This is a genomic window from Chitinophaga ginsengisegetis, assembly GCF_900168065.1.
Lineage (GTDB): Bacteria > Bacteroidota > Bacteroidia > Chitinophagales > Chitinophagaceae > Chitinophaga > Chitinophaga ginsengisegetis.
Genome location: NZ_FUZZ01000003.1, coordinates 290968 through 314272, shown reverse-complemented (window position 1 = coordinate 314272; position 23305 = coordinate 290968). Strand labels below are relative to the sequence as shown.

Genomic DNA, 23305 nt, shown 5'->3' with positions numbered 1-23305 from the left:
GAATAAATTATCCTATTGCAGGTATCGCAATCGTAAATACCGCTCCCTTCCCCGGTTCACTATCCACGTGTATAGTTCCTTTGTGATTTAATAGAATATTCTGTGTGCTGGTCAGGCCAAGACCTGTGCCTTTCGCCTTACTGGTATAGAAAGGATCAAACAAACGCGCCAGCTTGTCTTCCGCAATACCAGCACCATTATCACGGATCATCAGCTTCGCCTTGTCCTGGCTAAGCCTTGTACTGATGGTGAGTACGCCTTTGCCCGGTACCATTGCCTCAATGGCGTTGATGATAATATTCAGAAAGGCAATCACTACTTTTTCTTCATCCGCATTAATCATCACATCCGGCGATACCAGGTTTCTTTCCACACGGATTTCATTCAGTTGCAGCCGGTCGTTGGATAGCTGCAGCGCTTTCTCTATAAGCTCGTTGATACCTACAGGTTCCATATGCAGTTCAATCATACGGGTGCTGTGCAGCAGCTCTGTAATCAACTGGTTAATACGGGTGCAGTTCCGTTCAATGATATCTGTATACATCAGCGTATCATCATTGGCGGCCACTTCTTCTTCTTCCTTAAACTGGCTTACGGCCAGCAATATATTGGTTAGCGGGTTTCTTACTTCATGTGCAATTACCCTGGCAATACGCCCGGTGATTACAAATTTTTCCTGGTGTTGTTTCTCCTGTTCTTCTCTCTTTTTATCGGTGATATCCTGGATTACACAAAGGAATATCTGCGCCGCTTCGTCCAGCATAACGGCATTGATCAATACCACCAGCTTTTTGTTATCGGCAGTTTTGAAATCATATTCCTGTAAATTGGCAATACCACTGTTGCAGATGTTGTTCAGGAAATTCTCGCTTTGATCTTTGGAGATGAAGAGATCGCGCAGATGTAATTTCAGTATCTGTTCCCGGTTGTAACGAAGGGTTTTTAATGCAGCGGGATTGGCGTCAATAATATTCCGGTCGCAATCGGCCAGTACAATCAGGTCGTGCGCTTTTTCGAAGATGCCATAATATTTTTTCTCGCTTTCTTCAATAGACCGGCGATGGTTGAATTCATCGAGCGCATAGCGGATGGATCTTTCCAGCAGGTCGGCAGTCATTTCTCCTTTCACCAGGTAATCGTAAGCACCGGCCTGCATGGCTTCCCGGTCAATATTATAATCGCCTTTACCGGTAAGCATAATTACCGGCGGCTGATGATGCATCTGGTGTAACCTGCGGAGGATATCGATACCGGTATTGGGTCCCAGCCGGTAATCTACCAGGAATACATCATACGTATTGTCGGCTATGGCCGCCAGCCCCTTCTGATAGGTAGAAGCCCATTCAAGCACATATTGACCTGGTGAAATATCATGAAGTAGTTCTGTTACGAGAAAGAAATCGTCTTCATCATCGTCTATCATTAAAATGTGTATCGGTCGCTCGCTCATCGCAATAGAATAGATTAGGAGTTTGGGCAATTAATGACAAAATCCACAGCAATAAAGGTGCTAACCTTTTATTAATCTGTAGGTCCATCATTCCTGTTTCTCTGTCGCAGGGGTAGAATAATCACAAAGGAGGCTCCTTTCCCCGGGTATCCGTGGGCTTGTATGAAACCATTGTGGCTGTCTACAATTTTTTTGCAGATGGCGAGTCCTATCCCTGTACCGGAATATTCGCTGATGCCATGCAGCCGCTGGAAAATAAGAAAAATGCGATCGGCATAAGCCTGCTCAAACCCAATACCATTGTCGTCCAGGCTGATGCGGCAGTAGCTCTCGTTCCACCGGCTTTCTTTTACAATACCCAGTTCCTTTCCGAGCAGTAACTGGTGATGGATATTGATTTCCAGGCGCCTGTCGGGGCTGGCAAACTTAATAGAATTGGCCAGCAGGTTCTGAAACAGTTGGTGGAAAGAAGTATCGCTGCCTTCTATGACCGGCAGCTGGTCGTATGTAACCTGTACATTTTTTTCTTCCAGGGTAACCTCCAGGTCGCTGAGTACTTCCTGCAACAGCCTGGTCATATCCACGGGGGTAATGCTTTCCGGCGTAATACGGCCTGCCCTGGAAAAAATGAGGAGGTCGTTGATCAGCACCCGCATCCGGGAAACGGCGGACACCATACGGTCTATCAGCTGCGTGGCATCCGGCGGCAGCTGGTCTTTATATTTCATCTGCAGCCGGTCGCTGAAGGTAGATATCTTGCGTAACGGTTCCTGCAAATCGTGCGAAGCCACATAGGCAAACTGCTCCAGCTCCTGGTTGGTTTTATTCAGGAGGGAGATATTCTGTTGCAGATCACGTTGGTAGGACTTCATCCGGCTTTCAATATGTAACTGTAGTTTGAATTCCCTGGTGAGGGTAATATAGGAATAGATGCCTATCAGGATGGCCACCAGCGAGGATATAAAGATCATGGGTACCCACATCACCGCAAAGAAATGGAACAGTTCCGATTTTTCCTGTACCAGGCTTTCTTCAATCCGGATCATGTCACGCACCTTAATGTCGATGATATCCATTGATTTTTCCCCTTCTTTCACATCGGAGAGTTGTTTCAGCTGGGTGGAATTCTCCTCGCCCAGTTGTAGTTGCTGGTATTTGACGGCCAGTAACCGGCGAAGGGTATCCAGGTGTTTTTGCTGAACGGGGTTATCAGCAGTTATTTTCCGGAGCAGGAGATATTCCCGCTCAATCCTGTTGCTGCGCTCCTGCATACTGGGATCCAGGAAGGAGCTGTCTTTGGTAAGCGTATATCCCCTGATTGCAGCTTCCGCTTCCTTGAGCTGCCGGGTAATTACCTCCAGCCGTTTGGATACTTCAATGGCATGATTCAGCCTGCCGGCGTTATCCAGCAGGTTTTTGGCCACCAGGTACGAGAACACGGAGGCTGCCACGATAACGGTAAATGCAATGAAAAAGCCAAGTCGTATTTTTTTGTGTACTGAAAAATGCATCTGTATGTATGAGATCTTGAGAAAGCATTTCAAGTTACTATTTCTGCCTGAATTTCACTACTAAAAAATACCCTTTTCCCGCGAAGGGCTTTCTGAGCAACATATTCCACAGAATGACGGTAAATTCTACAAGCACCGGAAGCAGTGGCGCCTTACTGTTACCGCAGAGATACAGGTACGCTGGAATGCCTTCCCGTAGCGGGTTTGAGAAACGCGTTTTTTTGGTAAAAACAACAGGTCTAACTAGTGGAATGAACTTTGGACAACTAACTATAGTTCTTAACCAATAAACTTGTGAGGTATGAATAATCCGGATAGAAATAAACAGCCGATTCCTGATCCAACTCCAGATAAACAACAGCCGGGAAAAGAAGACCCAATACCGGTTCAGCCGCCACCGGACAAGCCGGAAATTGAACCCATCCCGCAGGAGATACCGGACAGGGATACTCCTCATACCCCCGCCAATCCGCAGGCGGTAGAGGAAAAAGAAGAAGCATTTAAAAGACAATCACCTGATAAACATTAACCATTCTTTCATCTAAAAAAATCTGTTACAATGCCTACCACAAAATCAGCCGGCAACGGCACCGCAAGAAGAACAGCCAGCGAAAAAATGCCGGACTCCAAATTCCATGAACTGTTTATGGATGAATTAAAAGACATCTACTGGGCAGAAAAGAACCTGGTAAAAGCACTGCCCAAAATGCAGAAAGCTGCTACCTCGGAAGAATTAAGTACCTGCATAGGAAACCACCTGGAAGAAACAAAAGAACATGTAGCCAGGCTGGAACAGGTATTCGAATTACTCGGCAAAAAACCACAGGCAAAAAAATGCGAAGCGATGGAAGGATTGATTGCCGAAGGACAGGAAGTTGTAGCAGATACTGACGAAGACACGGCCGTAAGAGACGCTGGTATTATCATTGCTTCCCAGAAAATTGAGCACTACGAAATATCCGCCTATGGCAGTTTACGCACACTCGCCAATGTAATGGGCCATTCCCAGGTTGCGAAATTACTGGAGCAAACTTTGAAAGAAGAAAAGAATGCCGACAGCTTACTCACAGAAGTAGCTGAATCTACTGTAAACGAAGAAGCTGCGGCAGAATAGGTTAACGATGATTTGTATAATTGTGTTAATGAAAACTGCAAAAGTCCCTGCATAAACAGGGACTTTTTTTAACCCGTTGATATGCAAAAATCCAATCCCAAAAAGCCAGTGAGGCCGGCCCGGAAACAATCCGTACAACCCGGCCTGGAAGAAGTGATGAACCCGGCCCCGGTGTTCGAAAAAAGCAATACAAAAAATGGTAAACTGCATAACAAGGTGGCCGTTATTACCGGCGGCGACAGTGGTATTGGCCGCGCAGTAGCGGTAGCCTTTGCCAAAGAAGGCGCAGACGTAGCCATTGCTTATTTTAATGAGCATACAGACGCAGAAATTACCTGCGAACACATTACCTTCGCCGGCCGGGAATGTATGCTCATTGCAGGCGATATCAGCAATGAAAAGCATTGCAACGATATTGTTAAAAAGGTAATAAAGAAGTTTAAAAAGATAGATATCCTGGTAAATAATGCAGCGGTACAATACCCGCAGGAAAGTATCACGGATATCAGCGCCGCCCAGCTGCACAAAACTTTTGAAACTAATATTTATCCGCACTTTTATCTTACGAAAGCGGCCCTGCCGTATATTCCCAAAGGCGGAAGTATTATTTGCACCACTTCTGTAACCGCTTACCGGGGCAGTAGCCATCTTATTGATTACAGTTCCACCAAAGGCGCCATCGTTTCTTTTGTCAGGTCTTTATCCGCCTCCCTGTCTGAAAAAGGAATCCGGGTAAACGGCGTAGCGCCCGGTCCCATCTGGACCCCGCTCATCCCCGCTACTTTTACCGCGGAGGAAGTGGCAAAGTTTGGTACAGATGTGCCGCTGAAACGCGCCGGCCAGCCCGTGGAAGTAGCCCCCTGCTACGTATTCCTGGCCAGCAATGAAGCCAGTTATCTCACCGGTCAGATCCTGCATCCCAATGGAGGGGAAATCATAAATGGTTAGCATAGATCTGATAACAGACCCCGTGGCCGTAGCCCGGTCAGTGAAACTGCGGTACGTTACAGCAAATACACCCAGGTATACACGCGTCCGCAAAGGGAAGGACTTTATCTACCTCGACCCCTCGGGCAAAAGAGTAAAAGACCCTGAAGTGCTGGACCGTATCCGGAAACTGGTGCTGCCGCCCGCCTGGGAAAATGTATGGATCTGCATCTGGCCTAATGGCCACCTGCAGGCCACCGGCACCGATGTGAAAGGACGCAAACAGTACCGTTATCATCTTGAATGGGGCAAAGCCCGCAATGAAACCAAGTACTACCGACTCCGGCAGTTCGGCAAAAAATTACCGGAAATACGGAAACGTATACACGAAGATTTAAAACGAACATCACTGGATAAAAATAAGGTAATTGCCATTGCTTTGTCCGTGATGGAGGAAACACTGATCCGCGTGGGCAATGCTTCTTATGAAAGGTTATACGGCTCACACGGACTTACCACCCTGCGGAATAAACATGTGAAGATCAATGGTAACAAAGCATTCTTTCAGTTCCGGGGGAAAAAAGGAGTGGAGCATAAAATAGCACTTCATGACGCCGCACTTGCAAAACTGCTGAAAAAAGTACAGGATATTCCCGGCCAGGTATTGTTTCAGTATTACGATGAAAACGGCGAACACAAAGCCCTCGATTCCGGAGAAGTAAATGAATATATAAAGCAGTGCTGCGCAGAAAATGAATTTACCTGTAAAGACTTCCGCACCTGGGCCGGTACGGTAAACGCATTAAATCTTCTGGCAGACCTTACACCCTTTGAATCCGTTACGGAATGCCGCCGGAATATTGTAGCGATAATCGACGGTGTGGCGGGCAAGTTGGGGAATACCCGCGCCGTGTGCAGGAAATATTACATCCATCCGCAAATCCTTAACAGCTACGAAACCGGCGAATTGGAACCCTGGCTGCAACAGCTGAGGGCTAAACGCAGTAAACCCGCCAGTGGCGGGTTACATGCGGATGAAAAGTTGCTCATGCAATTTCTGAAGGAAGCCCTGTAGCAGGTAAAGGCGCCTGCTATGCCCGGCTATCCGAATATCAGCTGATCTTCTCTGTCTTCTACTTTAATCTTCTGGATAAATTCGTCAAAACCTGCCTCTTCGTGCGAACTGTAGGCGCCGTAAGCGTCCAGTATGTAGCCCTTATTGCCATCCTGGTCTTCCATTACATACAAAATGGAGGAATCTGAAGGATCTGACTCTCCCTCAAAACGATAGGTTTTAATGATAGTCAGGTCTTCCGGGTTATAGATCTTCTGCTCATCCGTATTCTGTAACCTGCCGTGATCACTCATCTTTAACTCATGATCAAATCCTTTCTCATGCAGCTTTTCCAATACCCTCGATAAAGTTGTCATTTCGCCTGGCTTTTCCATAAAATAAGGTTTTAGTTAAACTTAAAAAACCAAAAGTTATGCCGCGATGTTTTAATATCATGGTACCATTTGTGTTAACTTTTATTTAATACCAAAACTATCATTTTATGCGAGCTATATGGTCAGGATCCATAGGATTCGGGTTGGTAAATATCCCGGTAAAACTATTCAGCGCTACACAGGACAGCCGCCTGGACCTGGACATGCTGGATAGCAAAAACGGGGCGCACATCAAATACCAGCGCATCAATGAAAATACAGGTAAAGAAGTACCCTGGGAACAGATCGTAAAAGGCTATCTGTATAAAGATGAGTATGTTATACTGGAAGATGAAGATTTTGAAGCAGCCAGCCCAAAAAAAAGTAAGATCATCGAAATAGAATCTTTTGTGGAAGAAACAGAAATCGATGACATCTATTTTGAAAATCCTTATTTCATTGAACCCGCTAAAGGGGGCGAAAAGGCATATGCCTTACTGCAACAAACCCTGGAAAAAACGGGTAAGGCGGGCATCAGCAGGTTTGTGCTGCGTACCCAGGAACACCTGGCCGTAATCCGGCCACGGGAAAATTACCTGCTGCTGCAACAACTCCGCTTTGCGGAAGAAATCCGCCCTTCCGGCGACCTCACCCTGCCAACACATATAAAACTGGCAAAGAAGGAGCTGGATATGGCCATAGAACTGGTAAAACAATACACGACCGAATTTGATATCAGTCAGTATAAAGATGAATATAAAGCGGAACTCCTGAAAATTATCAAGGCCAAAGCCGGTGGTAAGAAAACCGTAGTGAAGAAAATGCGTGTGGTACACACCAAGAGCGATAACCTGTTCGATCAGCTGAAAGCCAGTCTGGGTGGTAAACCCACCGCCACTAAAAAACGCGCATCATGAGCCTGTCGGAATACAAAAAGAAACGAAACTTCACGGAAACTACCGAACCTGCTACCGGTAAACCGGTGGCAGGGAAACACATCTTTGTGGTACAACGCCATCATGCTTCCCGGCTGCACTATGATTTCAGACTGGAAGTAAATGGCGTGCTGAAAAGCTGGGCAATACCAAAAGGTCCGTCCATGAACCCGGCAGATAAACGGCTGGCAATGGAAGTAGAAGACCATCCCTACGATTACAAGGATTTTGAAGGCACCATCCCGGCAGGCAACTATGGCGCAGGTACGGTGTACATCTGGGACAAAGGCACCTTTGAACTGATGAATCCCGATGGGAAAAGTTTTGATAAAGAAGCCCTCCGGGAGCTGAAATCCGGCGATCTTAAAATTGTAATGAAAGGGAAAAAGCTAAAGGGAGAATTTGCCCTTGTGAAGATGAAAGGACGCGAAGAAAATGCATGGCTGCTGATCAAACATAAGGATAAGTACGCAGTAGATGAATATAACAGTGAAGACTATACGCCAGAAAGAATAAAAGCACAGGGAGAAAAGAATAAAGCAACCACGAAGGTGGCAAAAAAAAAAGTAACAGCAGTAGTACGTAGTGAGTCAAAAAATAAAACAGCACGGGCTGTTCACCGGATAAAGAAAGTATATAAGCCCATGCTTACAACCCTTGTCAGTGAACCATTTGATGGGGACGGCTGGCTCTTTGAAACGAAGTGGGATGGCTACCGGGCCATTGCCAGCGTGGAAAAGCACAAGGCAACTTTATATTCGCGCAATGAGAAATCATTCAACAATGACTATCCCGCGGTAGTGGCTGCCGTAGAGAAAATTTCGCACAATGTGGTGCTGGACGGAGAGATTATTGTACTGGATAATAAAGGCAGATCCCACTTTCAAACCCTGCAGAATTACCGGACTACAGGTAAAGGGAAACTGGTATACGTGGTGTTCGACCTGCTTCATCTCGATGGGAATGAACTGCAGCACCTGAGCCTGCTGGAACGGAAAAGCCTGCTGAAAGATGTGATAGCGGAATTAAATGATAAAACAATCCGTTTCTCTTCTCATGTGCTAAAAAAAGGAACCAGCTTTTTTGAGAAAGCCCGGAAGCAACAGTGGGAGGGCATCATTGCCAAGAAAACAGACAGTGTGTATGAAGAAGGCAGAAGAGGGATGTCGTGGCTGAAGATAAAAATTGTGAACGAACAGGAAGCGCTGATTTGTGGATATACAGCTCCCCGCGGCAGCAGGAAACAGATAGGTGCCCTGGTGCTGGGCATGTATGAAAACAAAAAAATGAAATACATCGGGCATTGTGGAGGCGGATTAAACGAAGCCACTATCGGTGAACTTTACAACAGGCTGCAGCCCCTGATCAGCAAAACGTCGCCCTTCTCAGAAAAGGTGGCCACCAATATGCCCGTTACCTGGGTAAAGCCGAAGCTGGTATGTGAAGTGAAATTCCAGGAATGGACCGGCGACGGACATCTGAGGCAACCAGTTTTCCTCGGCCTCCGGGAAGATAAACCGGCAAAAGAAGTACATCCTGAAACCGCAAAAAAAATAAACATGGCTACTACTATTGAAAAAGAACGCACCCTGACGCTCAACAGCAAGAAAGTATCCCTCACCAATCAAACGAAATTATACTGGCCGGATGAGCAGATCTCAAAGGGACAACTGATCGATTATTACCTGTCGGTGGCAAAATATATGCTGCCTCATTTGAAAGACCGGCCGCTGTCGCTGCACCGTTTTCCCAACGGTATCAAAGGACCTTCTTTTTACCAGAAGGATCTAGACCTGGAACAAACCCCCGCCTGGATTAAGAGCGTGCCGCTGCACGCAGATTCTACCGGTAAGGATGTAGACTATCTGGTATGTAATAACGAAGCTACGCTGGCCTATATGGTAAACCTCGGCTGTATAGAAATAAACCCCTGGCTGTCGAGGTTAAGCAGCCTCGACAAACCGGACTTTATGATACTGGATCTTGACCCGGAAGACATTGATTTTAAATACGTGGTAGAAACGGCCCTGCATATCAAAAACATGCTGGATAATTTCAACATTACCTCTTTTTGTAAAACTTCCGGCTCTACCGGTTTACATATCTATGTGCCTGTTGGGGCAAAGCATTCTTATGATACCACCCGGCTGCTTGCGGAATATATTGCACGCCATGTTAATGAGGAGTTGCCAAAAAGCACCAGTGTGGTTCGCGCTAAATCTGCCCGGAATAAAAAAGTGTATATCGACTTTTTGCAAAACAGTAAAGGACAAACGGTCGCATCTCCTTATTCCGCCCGTCCAAAACCCGGTGCTACGGTATCTATGCCGCTTCTGTGGGAAGAAGTGAATGAAAAACTCCGTATCAGCGATTTTAATATTCATAACTCACTGGAACGGTTAAACGAAACTGGCGACTTGTGGCACGATATTAAAAGTATTAAGAATGACTTGCGTAAAGTGATCCGTGAAATAGAAAGCAATGCGCACGCCTGATCATTTTGTTCATTTAAATACTGAGTTATGGAAAGGCCTTTATCTTCAAAAGCGCTACCGGCGTATGGTTTCATTCTTGGCGCCATATGCATCGTTTTTACCCTCCTCTTTTATGTAACAAAGTTGTACGGCAATTTGTGGATGGGATATTTTGGCAACCTCATCATGTTCCTCGGTGTGCTGATCTCCATTATTCATTATAACAGGGTACATAAAGATAAGAACTCGGCTATGACGTCTTTTAATATGGGTTTACGCACCACTATCATAGCCACTATTATGTATGCTATATTCCTGCTCATTTTTCACCTGGTAGTGGGTGGAAACCCATCGCACGCCCTGCAGGAGGAAGACACGGTAAAAAGCAGTTTCTGGATTTACTTCCTGGGGAATGCTTTATTTGTAAATATTTTTGTTGGCGTAGTGGCAGCCCTGCTGGGTGCTATGGTTTTTAAACCCAATCAGAAAACAGATAAATCACGGAAGCCATAGGAACTATTATCTTTGCATGGCTATGTCTAAAGGCCATATTTTAATAATCGATGATGAGGACCAGCTCCGCAGGCTTTTAAGCCGGCTGCTGGCCCTGGAAGGATATACACTTCATGAGGCGGGCAATATAAGGTCTGCCTTAAAGATCCTGGAAAAAGAAGAAATACAGGTGATCCTGTCTGATGTAAAGCTGCCGGATGGCAACGGGGTGGAACTGGTGCAGCAGATACGCGCCAGGTACCCCGAAATTGAAACCATTGTGCTCACGGCATATGGTAACATCGCCGATGGGGTACAGGCCATTAAAAACGGCGCTTTTGACTATATCACCAAAGGAGACGATAACAACCGGATCCTCCCGCTGGTGAGCAAAGCGTTGGATAAGGCACACCTGCAGTTCCGCATCCGCGACCTGGAAAAGAAGATCGGCGGTAAATATAATTTCGGCAGCATCCTGGGCGAATCCCCTGAAATACGCGCCGCCATTGCATTGGCGGAAAAAGTGGCGCCGTCAGATATGACTGTACTGTTGCTGGGAGAAACCGGCGCCGGTAAGGAAGTATTTGCACAGGCCATTCACCAGGGGAGCCAGCGGCGGCAACAACCCTTTGTAGCCGTTAACTGCAGCGCTTTTGGAAAAGAGATCCTCGAAAGCGAATTATTCGGGCACGTAGCCGGCGCCTTTACCGGCGCTGTAAAAGATAAAAAAGGTTTTTTTGAAGAAGCCCGCGGCGGTACCATTTTCCTCGATGAAATAGGAGAGATGGCGATAGAACTGCAGGCCAAAATGCTCCGTGTGCTGGAAACGCAGGAGTTCTATAAAGTGGGCGAAACAAAACCCACTAAAACAAATGTACGGATCATCGCTGCCACCAACCGGCAACTGGAGCAGGAAATCGAAGCCGGGCATTTCCGGTCCGATCTCTACTACCGGCTGTCGGCCTTCCAGATTTCCCTGCCATCACTAAACGAACGCCGGAAAGATATCCCATTGCTGGCCACCTGGTTTCTTCAGCAGATAGCGCCTAAAATGAATAAACGTATTACCGGGATGACGCCCGCTTTCCTGCAGGCGCTGCAACAGCACAGCTGGAAGGGAAATATCCGCGAACTGCGTAATGTAATCGAAAGAGCCGCCATCCTAACGGACACGGACATACTGGATACCCCCGTGCTGCCGTTCGATTTTCAGCAAGGGAACGCGGAAGATGCATCTTCCCTTAAACTGGCAGATATGGAAAAAGCACACATTATCCGGGTGCTGGCCCACGCCAAAGGCAATAAAACCAGGGCCGCAGAACTGATGGGCATCGGGTTAACCACGCTTTACAATAAAATTAAAGAATACAATATCAGCGCATCATAACAGCCAGCCCAGTAACAGGCACGCCAGTACGATAAAAGGGGAAGGCACCTTGGTAAGGCACAGCAATGCCAGGGTGCTGGCCATGATCAGCAGGTTGTACCAGTTGACCGGGATCACAAAGAAGAGAATAAAAGTGGCTGCCCACATAATACCCACTACTACCGCATTGATCCCCTCGAGGGCACGGTATATCACCACGTATCTTTTCAGGTTATTCCAGATAGGGAAGAAAAACAATACCAGCAACAGGCTGGGCAAAAAGATCGCAATAGGCGCTATAATACACCCCAGGAACTGGTAACCCATACCCAGGTTACGCATGGCCATACCGCCTACATACGCAGATATGGAAAAGGTAGGACCAGGGAGCGCCCGCATAATACCGGCGCCGGTAAGTAACTCTTCCGCAGAAAGATATTGCGATTTGGCGCGGGTTACATACTGTTCCAGCATCATCGCAATCAGGATATCCCCTCCGCCAAATACAAGGCTGCCGAAACGGTAAAAGTTTTCAAAGAGGTTAAATGGCCGCCTGGTAATCCACTCGTGGGTACGCGCCAGCTCAGAAAGGAATCCGGCGAGTATAAACAACGACACAAATAACCAGATATTTCCCCACTGTATTTTACGGGGCTTTTCCGCCACACCGGGAATACGTTTGTTACTGAAGTTGGATACAATACCCCCCAGGATGATCAGCGCGGGAAAGGTCCACGGCGATTTCAGGAAGAAGGCAGTGAACATGGATACCACCATGATGGCAAAAGTGGCCACGCTGTTAATACTGATCCGGAAAGCACGGATGCCCCCGTACGCGAGGAAGCCTACCGCCATCGGCTGTACGTACTTGAAAATATCAGTGTGCAGGGCATTTTTGCCGAAATATTGCAACAGGAAACTCAGGGAACCCATGATCAAACAGGCCGGGGAAATCCAGATGAGCAGGGTAATAATAGCCAGTATTGCGCCGCCGCGTTTATAGCCGATTAAGGTAAGGGTTTGGGAAGAAGAAGCGCCGGGAAGCAGCTGGCAGAAAGCATTGTATTCCATCAGCTCCTGTTCCGTTACATCCTTCCGTTGCTGTACAAATGTTTTCATCATCATGGCCAGATGACCCTGCGGGCCTCCGTAGGCAGTGATGCTATGTAATAGCACAGCTTTAAGAAAAGGTATATGACGTAGAAGCACAGTTTATTTTAGTGTATGCCGATTGGACAGGTTATAAGGTACTCAAATATCCGGACAAAATACAACCGTGTTGCTAATATCGGTAATCCCCAAAATAATAAAGGCACAATACTTGTAATATCGGTGATTATTATAACGAATATGGCCTTTTGTCCGTTGTGATCAATTTATCAGACAGGTTAATTACCCACCAACATGAGAAATGTTCGGATCTAAAGAATAACCATATCAGGAAGAACCGTTAAAGAAGAGACTTGCTTATACGCAGGATATTTACAAAGTCCCGGTAACAATTTTACCGGGACTTTGCTATGTATAGTCCCTATTTTTTCAAGCCTATTTCGCGTAAGCGCTCATCCAGGTACTCACCGGCAGTGATGGGTTCATATGCCAGCGGGTTCTGTGCAGTAACGCAGCTTTCCAGGCTGTCCAGTTTCATATTGGATTTTGGATGCAGGAAGAAAGGAATCGAATAGCGGGAAGTATTCCACATTTCGCGGGGAGGATTCACCACCCGGTGTGTGGTAGATTTTAAACGGTTGTTTGTTAACCGCTGCAACATATCTCCCACATTTACCACAATCTGTTCCGGCAGGGAGGTAACCGGTACCCAGTTATCTTGTTTATCCAGGATCTGCAAACCATCCGCAGAGGCGCCCACCAGTAAAGTGATGAGATTGATATCTTCATGCTGCTCCGCACGGATGGCCGATTTAGGCTCCTGCGTGATAGGCGGATAATGGATGGCTCTCAGGATGGAATTGCCATTATGGATTTTATCATCAAAATAGGTTTCCTCCAGTCCCAGGAACAGGGCGATGGCCTGTAACAGGTATTTACCGGATTTTTCAAACCCACGGTATGCTTTAAAGAAAGTTGGCGTAAACTCCGGCACTTCCGCTACCTGTACGTTGGCAGGATATTCCGAACTGATAGGATCTTTATCTTCCACAGTTTGACCAAACTGGAAAAACTCCTTCAGGTCCGGAGCGTCATAACCTTTGGCGTGTTCTTTACCAAAGGAAGTATAACCGCGTTGCCCGGCCAGTTCCGGAATTTCATACTGATGTTTGGTGTCAGCGGGAAGCTTGAAGAATTGTTGTACGTATTTGTAGAGGTCCGCAATCAGTTCGTCAGGAATCCCATGATTCTTTACCGCTACAAAACCAACTTCTTCATAAGCCTTACCTAACTGCTGCACAAAGGCTGCCTTTCGTCCTGCATCTCCGGATGTGAAGTCTGCAAGATCCACTGAGGGGATAGAGTGGGTAGTTGCCATATTGAATAATTGTTTTGGAGCGATAAAGGTAGGGAAAAATAGCTCATTTGAAGTAGCCGGCCTCTTTATCGTTAATATCTACCATTGCGTAGCGGTCTACTTTATTGATGAGCATTTCATCCATCATATCCACCACATTCTTATAATTCGATGCCTTGTCTGCTTTGATCAGTACCATCAGCTCATTCTTGTGGAAAGCTTCGTATACGGCAGCCTTTTTTGCGATGATCACATCCCGGATTCCGTTACGGTTGGCATAGGTGCTGTAGTGCACCTGTGGCGGCATTGCGGGGTCGTCGCCAATGCCTTCGTACCAGGCAATACGGTTGTCCGGACCGAGGATTACGGTCAGTGCTTTTTTGGCCGGCAACGACATCGGATCGCCGTCTTCTTTGGGCATGATAAGATCCATTGTTTTGGGTTTGGCCATGGTGGTGGTAAGCATGAAAAAAGTGATCAGCAGGAATCCCAGGTCTACCATAGGTGTCATATCTACACGTGTAGATTTTTTGTTGCTGCGGGTGCCTCTTTTACTCCCCTGTGTAGCGGTGTTTATTTCAGCCATAAATAACGGTTTAGGTTAAACGAAATTGGTTGAAAGCGCTTTCAGGAGTATAGATGCGGAGAAGGGGAGTTTCCATAAGTAAGAGATAAAAAAGAAGGGAGACAGCCAACGGCTGTCTCCCTTCTTTTTATAAAATCAAAAATAATAACTCCGCTTAAAACTCTGCGCTCTTCGGTGTCCGCGGGAATGCAATTACATCGCGGATGTTCGTCATACCGGTAACAAACAGCATCAGGCGTTCAAAGCCTAAGCCAAACCCGGCGTGTGGCGCAGTACCAAAACGGCGGGTATCCAGGTACCAGCTTAGTTCTTCTACCGGCACATGCATTTCCTGCATACGTTTTACCAGTTTGTCGTAGTCCTCTTCACGCTGCGAACCGCCTACCATTTCACCGATGCCGGGGAACAGGATATCCATTGCCCGCACGGTTTTATTGTCGTCGTTCAGCTTCATGTAGAAAGACTTGATCTCTTTAGGATAATCGGTTAAGATCACCGGTTTCTTAAAGTGTTTTTCTACCAGGTAGCGTTCGTGTTCGCTCTGCAGATCGGCGCCCCAGCCTTCGATCAGGTACTGGAACTTTTTGTTTTTATTATGCTTGCTGTTTTTCAGAATGTCGATGGCTTCTGTATAGGTAATACGTACAAACTCGTTGTTCAGCACAAATTCCAGCTTTTCAATCAGTCCCATTTCACTGCGTTCCTGCTGTGGTTTTTGTTTCTCTTCTTCCGCGAGGCGGTTGGCCAGGAAGTCGAGGTCATCACGATTGTTATCAAGTATATAGCCGATAACAGACTTGATAAATGCTTCCGCGAGGTCCATGTTTTCCTCCAGCTCATAGAAGGCCATTTCCGGTTCAATCATCCAGAACTCTGCCAGGTGGCGGGCTGTGTTGGAGTTTTCAGCACGGAAAGTTGGGCCAAAGGTGTAGATGTCGCCAAAGGCCATAGCGCCCAGTTCTCCTTCCAGTTGCCCGGAAACAGTGAGGTTGGTGGATTTGCCGAAGAAATCTTCCTTGTAATCAATATCGCCGTTTTCGTTCAGTGGCGGTTTTTTCATGTCCAGTGTGGTTACGCGGAACATTTCACCGGCGCCTTCTGCATCGGAAGCGGTAATAATAGGCGTGTGCAGGTACACAAATCCGCGTTCGTTAAAGAAACGGTGTACTGCAAATGCCAGTGCGTGGCGTACACGGAAGATGGCGCCGAAGGTATTGGTGCGGAAACGCAGATGCGCTATTTCACGCAGGTATTCCAGGCTGGGCTTGTTCTTCAGCTGCAGCGGATATTTTTCCGGATCGCAGTCGCCCAGTATTTCCAGGGTAGCCGCTTTTAATTCTACTTTCTGTCCTTTACCCAGGGAAGGAATAATTTCGCCGGTAGCGCTGATAGCCGCACCGGTAGTGATACGCTTCAGCAGCGCGGCATCCGTATTCTCAGTATTAATTACTATTTGTAAATTATTATTGGTGGAGCCATCGTTCAAAGCTATAAACTGATTGTTGCGGAATGAACGCACCCAACCCTTAACTGTAACTTCGTAATGCGCCTTGTCGTCTGACAAGATTTGCTTGACTTTCACCCTTTGGCTCATGATATATATAATTTTAGGATTGCAAAAATAAGTGGAAAACTTCATAGTATGTAGTACGGGCTCCGGCCTTTTTCCGGGCTGCTACTGCAAAGGAAATGTTAAAAAAGAGGGGCAAACAGGCGCTACCCCTGTATAAACAAGGGTTTGAGCGTTCGGCTAACAGTAGGGTACAGCCCGGGGAAGAGCGGTTTTAGGGGCTACTTTGGGGCAATTTGCACTTAAATATTTTTGGATAATAGTAAAACTTGTTTTAATCTTGCGGTATATTCTGCCTGATTAAGTTCATTTTTCCATCTTCATCAGCAGTTCCTAAACTCAATCATTCCCTATCAAATTTAATAAGCTAATTAAATTTATTGACTCAAAAACAATTATTTGTAATTGGTGTATGTTGGTATGCAGTGGTACCCGCCTCACAACACTTCTAAAATTTGACAACACAGATGATGTACGACATCTTACAACTGAACGACATGCTCGTTCCTGAGCTGCTTGATATTGCAGAGAAACTGGACGTTCCCAACGCAAAAAAACTGAACAAACAGGACCTCATCTACAAAATTCTTGATAAACAAGCAGTATTAGCCTCAGAAGATAACCAAGCCAACGGAGACGAAAAGAAAGCACGGAAACGCAAACCTGTAAAGAAAGACGAAGCAAACAACGCTGCTGAAGAACCTGCTCACGCTGAAGAAAAACCAGCTGCTAAGAAACCAGCAGCAAAAAAAGCTACCGGTAATAAATCAAAAGATCATGACGAAGACGAGAAACCGGTAACTTCCGCCAAGCCTAAAATAAAAGACTTTGAGATAGACCTGGACAGTATCCCTTCCCTCACTTTCGATGATGATGACGATATCATTATCCCTTCTTTTACAGAAGATGAAGAACCGGAAGAGGAAGAAGAAGTGGTAGTAATTCCTCCGGCAGAAGATGAGCTGGACGAAGACGACGATTTTGTAGTGCCCGGAGAAATTCCGATAGTGCCTGCAGCGCAGAAGAACCGCTTCCCTAATAAGAAAGAACCAGTTTTCAATATAGAATTTGATGGCGTTATCGTAAGTGAAGGCGTACTGGAAATGATGCCCGACGGCTACGGTTTCCTCCGCTCTTCCGACTATAACTACCTCAGTTCCCCGGATGATATTTATGTGTCTCCGTCGCAGATTAAACTCTTCGGCCTCAAAACCGGCGATACCGTGAAAGGCTCTGTACGCCCGCCTAAAGAAGGGGAGAAGTACTTTGCTTTGCTGAAAGTGGAAACAATTAATAACAAGTCACCGGAAGAAGTACGCGACCGTGTACCTTTCGATTACCTGACACCACTGTTTCCTTTCGAAAAACTGAGATTAACTACTACTTCCAATAACTACTCCACGCGTATCATGGATATGTTTACGCCTATCGGTAAAGGACAACGCGGACTGATTGTAGCGCAGCCTAAAGTAGGTAAAACCATGTTACTCAAGGAAGTAGCCAACGCCATCGCTACCAACCACCCCGAAATTTACCTCATGGTGGTGCTGATCGATGAACGTCCGGAAGAGGTAACAGATATGGAACGCAGCGTAAAGGCAGAAGTAATTGCCTCTACCTTCGATGAACCGGCTGAAAAACACGTGAAAGTATCTGCCATCGCACTGCAAAAAGCAAAACGCCTGGTAGAATGCGGTCATGATGTGGTGATCCTCCTCGATTCCATTACCCGTCTCGCCAGAGCACACAATACCGTAGCACCTGCTTCCGGTAAAGTACTGAGCGGTGGTGTGGAAGCTAACGCCATGCAGAAACCAAAACAGTTCTTCGGTGCGGCACGTAAAATAGAACATGGTGGTTCACTGACCATCCTGGCTACCGCATTGATCGATACCGGTTCTAAAATGGATGAGGTGATCTTCGAAGAATTTAAAGGTACCGGTAACATGGAACTGTTGCTGGATCGTAAACTGGCTAACAAACGTATCTTCCCGGCGATCGATGTTTCTGCATCCTCTACCCGTCGTGATGATCTGTTGCTGGATAAAGATTCCCTGAAACGTATCCACATCCTGCGTAATCACCTGGGCGATATGAACACAGATGAGTCTATGCACTTCATGCTGCAACACATGCGCGGAACTAAAAACAACGAAGAATTCCTGATCTCTATGAACAGCTAGAAACAGGTTATCTTATAAAAGCAAAAACCCGTTACGGATATCCGTAACGGGTTTTTGCTTTTATAGAATGCTATTGTTTTTTCTGTTGCCCGGGTGCAAATGGTTTGGCCGACTTCGTGCCATAGATCTTTTTTTGCTGTCCCGGTGGTAACCCATGTGGATTGCCTCCCGGATGAGTAGTTACACAACCGCTGTAAATGATAGCGGCGGTAAAAAGCGACAGTACTAATTTTAGGTTTCGCATAACAGTTATTTTAAACAGAATTACTGCTATAATGCAAAAATCCCGCCACAGTAGTACTGCGGCGGGATTATCCAATCTATCTAACCTTATAACTATCTTACATAAAACATCATACGATGCTTAGAATATCCAGTTTACACCAACTTGAAATTCTTTAGGGAAATCGAAGTTAAAAGTGCTGGTGTTGGTTTTAACACCTGTTGGTTCTGCTTTCTTCTGATCGTAAGCGTAGCTCAGACCACCGAATGCGCCTTCCAGCATGAAACGTTTGGTTACGAAGTAAGTGATACCAGGCAATACTCTAACGGAGAAACCGTTGTAAGTAGCTGTTTTGGTATCATCAGTTTTGTCTGTACCAAAGTGGTAGCCGGCATTGGCTTCAGCGAAGAATGCAAATTTGCTTTCACCGATCATGTGGTAGTTACGAACAAAAACGCCCGGAGTGATATCGGATGATTTGGTTTTAACACCTGCAACATTTTTGTCGTTGCTGAATTCTGATCTTGCGAATACACCGATAACCCAGTTAGGAGTCAGTGCCACACCAACTTTCGGGCTGATACCGAAGGAAGTGCTGGTGGTTTTGTTGTCTGTGTCTTTTACTTTTTGTGAGCTGGTCGTAACATTCAGATTACCTCCTAAAATTACATCGCCTTTCGAAAACTGAGCCTTTGCTACTTGTGTGCCGAACAGTGCTACTGCGGCCAATACAATCAACTTTTTCATCTGTCGTTAAATTTAAATATTCATTAAAACTATTCCTGTGTTATTGGTTCTTCTACATACATTCTTAGCAATCCTTGTTGATGTTTGGTCGATATCTTAAGCCATTAAAAAAAATGGTCAGTACTTGTTTTTCACGATCCATAAAGCATTTCAGCGCTTCCCTGTCGTGCGGATCAAAACCTGCTGCCTGCCACTTGCACCATATTACCCATAATCCGAATAATACATTTACCAGTAGCTGCGCCGTGAGTGCTGTATCCGTATCCTTGTTAAGTTCCCCGCTGCTCACCCCTTTTGAGATAGTAGCAGAAAGAAAAGAAATTTCCACCTGCTGCAGTAACTCAATCGTTTGCCGCATCCTGCTGGAAGGAACATCCTTGATCCATTCGTTTACACCAAACAGAAAATGATACTCCAGCAACATTTTTTCTTTCAGCGCCAGGTAGCGATCCATGATGTCTGCGGTACAACGCGCCTCTTCCACATATGCCGACATGTCAATGAAACAATCGGCTATCATACGCTCTACCACCGCCGCATAGATGGATTCTTTATCTGAAAAATAATAATACAAAGAGCCTTTGGAAATTTCCAGATCCCTGGCTATCTCCTCCATGGTAGTTTTAGACAACCCAAACCGCTTGAAGCGCTTTAACGCCGCTTCCAGAATCATCGTTCGTTTCAGGTCCTGCTCTGCCATAGTGTGCTGCTAAACAAAACTGACTGTTTGACTATTTTGTTTTGCGGGTCAAATGTACGACCAAAACTAAAACCACCAAATTTTTTTGTTAAGAAATTGTTACGTACCCTTCGCGCAATACATTAAAACGAACGGAAAGTCATAGAAATACTAACACGTTCACAAAAACGTTGGCAAATCGTTAACTAAATCGAAAACATGTCCGCGGAAAAATTGAAATTGTATAATTACCGGAAAGGGATACACGAAACGGAACGGCTAATGATGCGCCATTTTATGCAGCAGATCACGTTGCCTTTTTTCGGTAATATCCAGTGTAGTACCGCCTTTCAGCACCACCTTCCCGGAAGAACCATCCAGGCGGCTGATGTTGGATATCTGTATCATCTGGTTGTTGTTGATCTGGTAGAAGTGAAGGGAAGTAAAAAGATCGGCATAGTAGCGGAACGACTGCACCGCTGTAATCAGCTTACCGGAGTTTAAGCGGAACATACAGTTATCGCCTTTTACTTCCAGGTATTCAATAGCGGGGATATTAATAGTATAGGCTTCCCCGTTAGTAGCAGGGATCAGCAGCTGCCAGGCCACAGGCTTGCTGTTATTGAAATTTTCCAGCAATACGCGGTAACGGTCTTTACTGCTGCCGGTGTTAATCCGCTCTGTGATCAGTGCCACTGCCTGCAACAGGCTTTCTTTGTCGATAGGCTTCAGTATCAGCTCCACGTCACTGAAACGGATTACATGCAGGAACTTCTTTTCAAATGCAGTTACAAACACCGCTTCAAAAGGGATGTCCGGTAAAGTGCCGGCCAGTACGTCAAAGCCGGTACCATCAGGCATTTCCAGGTCAAGAAATACCAGTTCGGGGCGATGCTGTTTTATTTTTTCTATGCCATCCGCACAATCGGAGGCCATGTCGGCAATCGTAATTTCAGGGCAGTATTTACCGAGCATTAACGCGATTATGTCCCGGCTGTTTCTCTCATCATCGATTATAATAGCCTTTATCATAAAAAGTAACATTAACGGATACACTAAAATTATAACTGGGGGATCAGTATTTTAACGATCGTGCCGCTATCCGATTCATCCTCAGATGATCTGTCAATAATTTCTATATGGATTTCAGTATTATACATTTTGTTCAGTAACTCAGCGCGGTTCTGGCTTATTTCCATGCCGGACGACTGGTGATGTTTTGGCAGCATACGCAATGATTTGGAACGGGCAATGCCAATTCCGTTATCTGCAATCACGCACTCCAGCATATCTGAAGCCACCTGGTTAAAATAGATGGAAAGCTTTCCTGTTGGCTGTTTGGGATTCGTCATGCCATGCTTTACGGCATTTTCCACGTAAGGTTGCAACAGCATCGCGGGGATTTCCAGTTCGGCGGTGGCAATCACGGGGTCTACTACTATTTCATACTCCATCCGGTTTTCAAACCGCATCTTTTCTAACCCAAGATAAGTATTCAGATAGGTAATTTCATCTGCCAGGGATATAAAATTACGCCGGGAGAAGTCCAGCGTTTTGCGGATCAGGTAAGAAAAGTCAGAAAGATATTTCTGTGCATACTCATAATCCCGCTGCATCACAAATAATTGTATGGAATTCAGGCAGTTGAAAATGAAATGCGGATTGATCTGCGCCCGGATGGCTTTGAGTTCAATTTCTGTCAGCTTTTTATCATATTCTGTTTCCAGCTGCTTCTTTCGCTGCTCTTCCAGTTCCTGCTTTTTGCGCAGGATCTCGGTGGTTTGCTCTTTTACCAGTTCTTCCAGTTGCTCATTCAGCTTGCGCTGCAGCTCTTTGTTTTTATTCAGCTGCTTAATCAGCAGTTCCTGGGTACGGGTTCTTTCCAGGTGTACCAGTTTATTGCGGTAGCTCAACCCGGCAAGAAAAAACATGGCCTGCAACAGTACACCGCCTATCAGCAGGATAGTAGGCGCTGCCAATTCGCCCAGGGCGCTGAGTAAGCCCAGCGGCCGCACATGCATAAGGAAGGAGCCCAGGCAGGCAAGGTATAAACATACCGATCCATACAAAAAGAACCGGACCAGCGGATGGTGACGGGAACGCCGCGCCAATGCCACAAATACCGCCAGCAGCGGTACCAGCGTTACAAAATACACATAGCTGTATATAATGGTAGGCATGTGGTACTGACCTATCCTGATAAAATACAAGCATAATATGATCAGCCCGCCCACTATCGCCGCTACCCAGGTAAACGCGCGCTCCATAAAAGGATATCGCTCGGTAAGGTTAAGAAAGGCATTGCCAAATAACAGGTACATCAGGTAAAAGCAAAACAACAGGCCGGGAATGTCCCAATAATATTTCAGCATGGGCCAGCGGTGGAAAAACGACAACTGGTAAGGCTTATCATCCAGCCGCAACGCAAAGAAGAGGATCAGTCCAAGTATATAGGCTGCAAAATAGATATACGATTTGTCGGGTAGCTGGATATAGTTAATAATGGAAATACTAAAAAATACGAGCAGCATACCCAGCAGCACCTGGATTACTACGGCTTCTTTGCGGAAGCCGTCCAGTTGTTTGTCGCGGAAGGTGCCATAGGCTTCGGTGCTGAAAAGTGCAGGCATCAGGGCGCCTTCATTGTAAGACTTATTGATGATATGAAGGTAAAACGTGCGGAGTTCCCCTGCTGGTACCTGTACGGCAAATGCGTAGTGGTTCCATCTTTCCACGCCACCTTTGTCCAGCATTAAACCGGTTTGCATCAGCAGCCGGGGCTTATCGCCCGGAGATTGCGCGTACCAGTACATATAGTCGTGCCAGCCGGAAAACAGGTGGTACGATAGCGGTTTATTGCTTTTATTTTTTACAGTAAGCCGTAGCCAGCAGTTATTAACCCGTCCGTTATTCTGGGGATTACTATGAAAGATGCTTTCCTGCCGGGCAAACGGCATAGTGGCTGCCTGCTCCGGGGTCAGGTGCTGCTCATCGGCTGTCAGCACATATAAAAAAGGCCGCAGGTCCAGATTCGCAGGGGCGAAAGCAGTATCAGTGATCAGTGTGTCTACTGGGGTACGATCTACAGTGGCAAAGGATTCTGCAGTGTAACAATACAACAGCAGCATTAGAATAATGCGCTTCACAAAGTGT

21 protein-coding genes are annotated in these 23305 nt (G+C 46.1%); 9 read left to right on the top strand and 12 right to left on the bottom strand.

Annotation, left to right across the window (positions count from 1 at the left end):
- Positions 1-7: 7 nt before the first annotated feature.
- Both B5Z18_RS19915 and B5Z18_RS19910 read right to left on the bottom strand, forming a co-directional pair.
- Positions 8-1450, bottom strand: coding sequence for a hybrid sensor histidine kinase/response regulator (locus B5Z18_RS19915; RefSeq protein WP_079471250.1), 1443 nt, complete (start codon positions 1448-1450; stop codon positions 8-10).
- Between the two features lie 71 nt (positions 1451-1521).
- Positions 1522-2961 carry a sensor histidine kinase gene (locus B5Z18_RS19910; RefSeq protein ID WP_079471249.1) on the bottom strand — a complete coding sequence of 480 codons (1440 nt, stop codon included), beginning with the start codon at positions 2959-2961 and terminating at the stop codon, positions 1522-1524.
- A gap of 301 nt (positions 2962-3262) precedes the next feature.
- Here B5Z18_RS19910 and B5Z18_RS19905 point away from each other — a divergent pair, with 301 nt between their 5' ends.
- The 4 genes from B5Z18_RS19905 (at position 3263) to B5Z18_RS19890 (ending at position 6077) form a co-directional block, all read left to right on the top strand.
- Positions 3263-3490: a hypothetical protein gene (locus tag B5Z18_RS19905; protein ID WP_079471248.1), complete on the top strand. Its 228-nt coding sequence runs from the start codon at positions 3263-3265 to the stop codon at positions 3488-3490.
- A 30-nt stretch (positions 3491-3520) separates the two neighbouring features.
- Positions 3521-4075, top strand: a complete 555-nt coding sequence (locus B5Z18_RS19900) for a YciE/YciF ferroxidase family protein (RefSeq protein WP_079471247.1) — start codon at positions 3521-3523, stop codon at positions 4073-4075.
- A gap of 81 nt (positions 4076-4156) precedes the next feature.
- Positions 4157-5023 (top strand): SDR family oxidoreductase, encoded by an 867-nt coding sequence (locus tag B5Z18_RS19895; RefSeq protein ID WP_079471246.1) that lies wholly within the window; start codon positions 4157-4159, stop codon positions 5021-5023.
- A complete protein-coding gene (locus B5Z18_RS19890) occupies positions 5016-6077 on the top strand; it encodes a DNA topoisomerase IB (protein WP_079471245.1) in 1062 nt (353 codons plus the stop codon). The genes B5Z18_RS19895 and B5Z18_RS19890 overlap by 8 nt, the downstream gene beginning before the upstream one ends.
- 26 nt (positions 6078-6103) lie before the next feature.
- Here B5Z18_RS19890 and B5Z18_RS19885 read toward each other — a convergent pair whose 3' ends face one another.
- Entirely contained in the window at positions 6104-6451 is a 348-nt protein-coding gene (locus B5Z18_RS19885; protein ID WP_079471244.1) for a hypothetical protein, read from the bottom strand.
- Between the two features lie 107 nt (positions 6452-6558).
- On the opposite strand from B5Z18_RS19885, the gene ku reads away from it, so the two are divergent.
- From ku to B5Z18_RS19865, 4 genes are read left to right on the top strand one after another with little or no spacing between them, the layout of a single operon-like run.
- Positions 6559-7347, top strand: coding sequence for a non-homologous end joining protein Ku (ku, locus tag B5Z18_RS19880; protein WP_079471242.1), 789 nt, complete (start codon positions 6559-6561; stop codon positions 7345-7347).
- Positions 7344-9860 carry a DNA ligase D gene (gene ligD, locus B5Z18_RS19875; RefSeq protein ID WP_079471241.1) on the top strand — a complete coding sequence of 839 codons (2517 nt, stop codon included), beginning with the start codon at positions 7344-7346 and terminating at the stop codon, positions 9858-9860. Before ku ends, ligD begins: the two co-directional genes overlap by 4 nt.
- A 27-nt stretch (positions 9861-9887) precedes the next feature.
- Positions 9888-10352, top strand: a complete 465-nt coding sequence (locus B5Z18_RS19870; RefSeq protein ID WP_079471240.1) for a DUF4199 domain-containing protein — start codon at positions 9888-9890, stop codon at positions 10350-10352.
- A gap of 16 nt (positions 10353-10368) precedes the next feature.
- Positions 10369-11718 carry a sigma-54-dependent transcriptional regulator gene (locus tag B5Z18_RS19865; protein ID WP_310006448.1) on the top strand — a complete coding sequence of 450 codons (1350 nt, stop codon included), beginning with the start codon at positions 10369-10371 and terminating at the stop codon, positions 11716-11718.
- Here B5Z18_RS19865 and chrA read toward each other — a convergent pair.
- From chrA to asnS, 4 genes are all read right to left on the bottom strand, one after another.
- The gene (gene chrA / locus B5Z18_RS19860) at positions 11713-12873 is read right to left on the bottom strand and encodes a chromate efflux transporter (protein WP_227024460.1); all 1161 of its coding nucleotides are present in this window, start codon (positions 12871-12873) and stop codon (positions 11713-11715) included. The genes B5Z18_RS19865 and chrA overlap by 6 nt on opposite strands.
- A 355-nt stretch (positions 12874-13228) precedes the next feature.
- Entirely contained in the window at positions 13229-14185 is a 957-nt protein-coding gene (locus tag B5Z18_RS19855) for an isopenicillin N synthase family dioxygenase (RefSeq protein ID WP_079471236.1), read from the bottom strand.
- A 43-nt stretch (positions 14186-14228) separates the two neighbouring features.
- A complete protein-coding gene (locus B5Z18_RS19850) occupies positions 14229-14750 on the bottom strand; it encodes an ExbD/TolR family protein (protein WP_079471235.1) in 522 nt (173 codons plus the stop codon).
- Positions 14751-14904: 154 nt separating this feature from the next.
- On the bottom strand, positions 14905-16344 hold the full coding sequence (asnS, locus tag B5Z18_RS19845; RefSeq protein WP_181784981.1) for an asparagine--tRNA ligase: 1440 nt from the start codon (positions 16342-16344) through the stop codon (positions 14905-14907).
- A gap of 446 nt (positions 16345-16790) precedes the next feature.
- Between asnS and rho the strand changes: the two genes are divergently transcribed.
- Positions 16791-18503 (top strand): transcription termination factor Rho, encoded by a 1713-nt coding sequence (gene rho / locus B5Z18_RS19840; protein ID WP_079471765.1) that lies wholly within the window; start codon positions 16791-16793, stop codon positions 18501-18503.
- A gap of 70 nt (positions 18504-18573) precedes the next feature.
- On the opposite strand, the gene B5Z18_RS32730 is transcribed toward rho, so the two are convergent.
- The 5 genes from B5Z18_RS32730 to B5Z18_RS19820 all read right to left on the bottom strand — a co-directional run bounded on the left by B5Z18_RS32730 (position 18574) and on the right by B5Z18_RS19820 (position 23298).
- The gene (locus B5Z18_RS32730) at positions 18574-18747 is read right to left on the bottom strand and encodes a hypothetical protein (RefSeq protein WP_168771287.1); all 174 of its coding nucleotides are present in this window, start codon (positions 18745-18747) and stop codon (positions 18574-18576) included.
- Between the two features lie 120 nt (positions 18748-18867).
- Positions 18868-19473: an outer membrane beta-barrel protein gene (locus B5Z18_RS19835; protein WP_079471233.1), complete on the bottom strand. Its 606-nt coding sequence runs from the start codon at positions 19471-19473 to the stop codon at positions 18868-18870.
- 64 nt (positions 19474-19537) lie between these two features.
- Entirely contained in the window at positions 19538-20173 is a 636-nt protein-coding gene (locus B5Z18_RS19830) for a TetR/AcrR family transcriptional regulator (protein ID WP_079471232.1), read from the bottom strand.
- 258 nt (positions 20174-20431) lie between these two features.
- Positions 20432-21184, bottom strand: a complete 753-nt coding sequence (locus tag B5Z18_RS19825) for a LytR/AlgR family response regulator transcription factor (protein ID WP_159454364.1) — start codon at positions 21182-21184, stop codon at positions 20432-20434.
- A 29-nt stretch (positions 21185-21213) separates the two neighbouring features.
- A complete protein-coding gene (locus tag B5Z18_RS19820) occupies positions 21214-23298 on the bottom strand; it encodes a histidine kinase (RefSeq protein ID WP_143313648.1) in 2085 nt (694 codons plus the stop codon).
- Between the last annotated feature and the right edge of the window lie 7 nt (positions 23299-23305).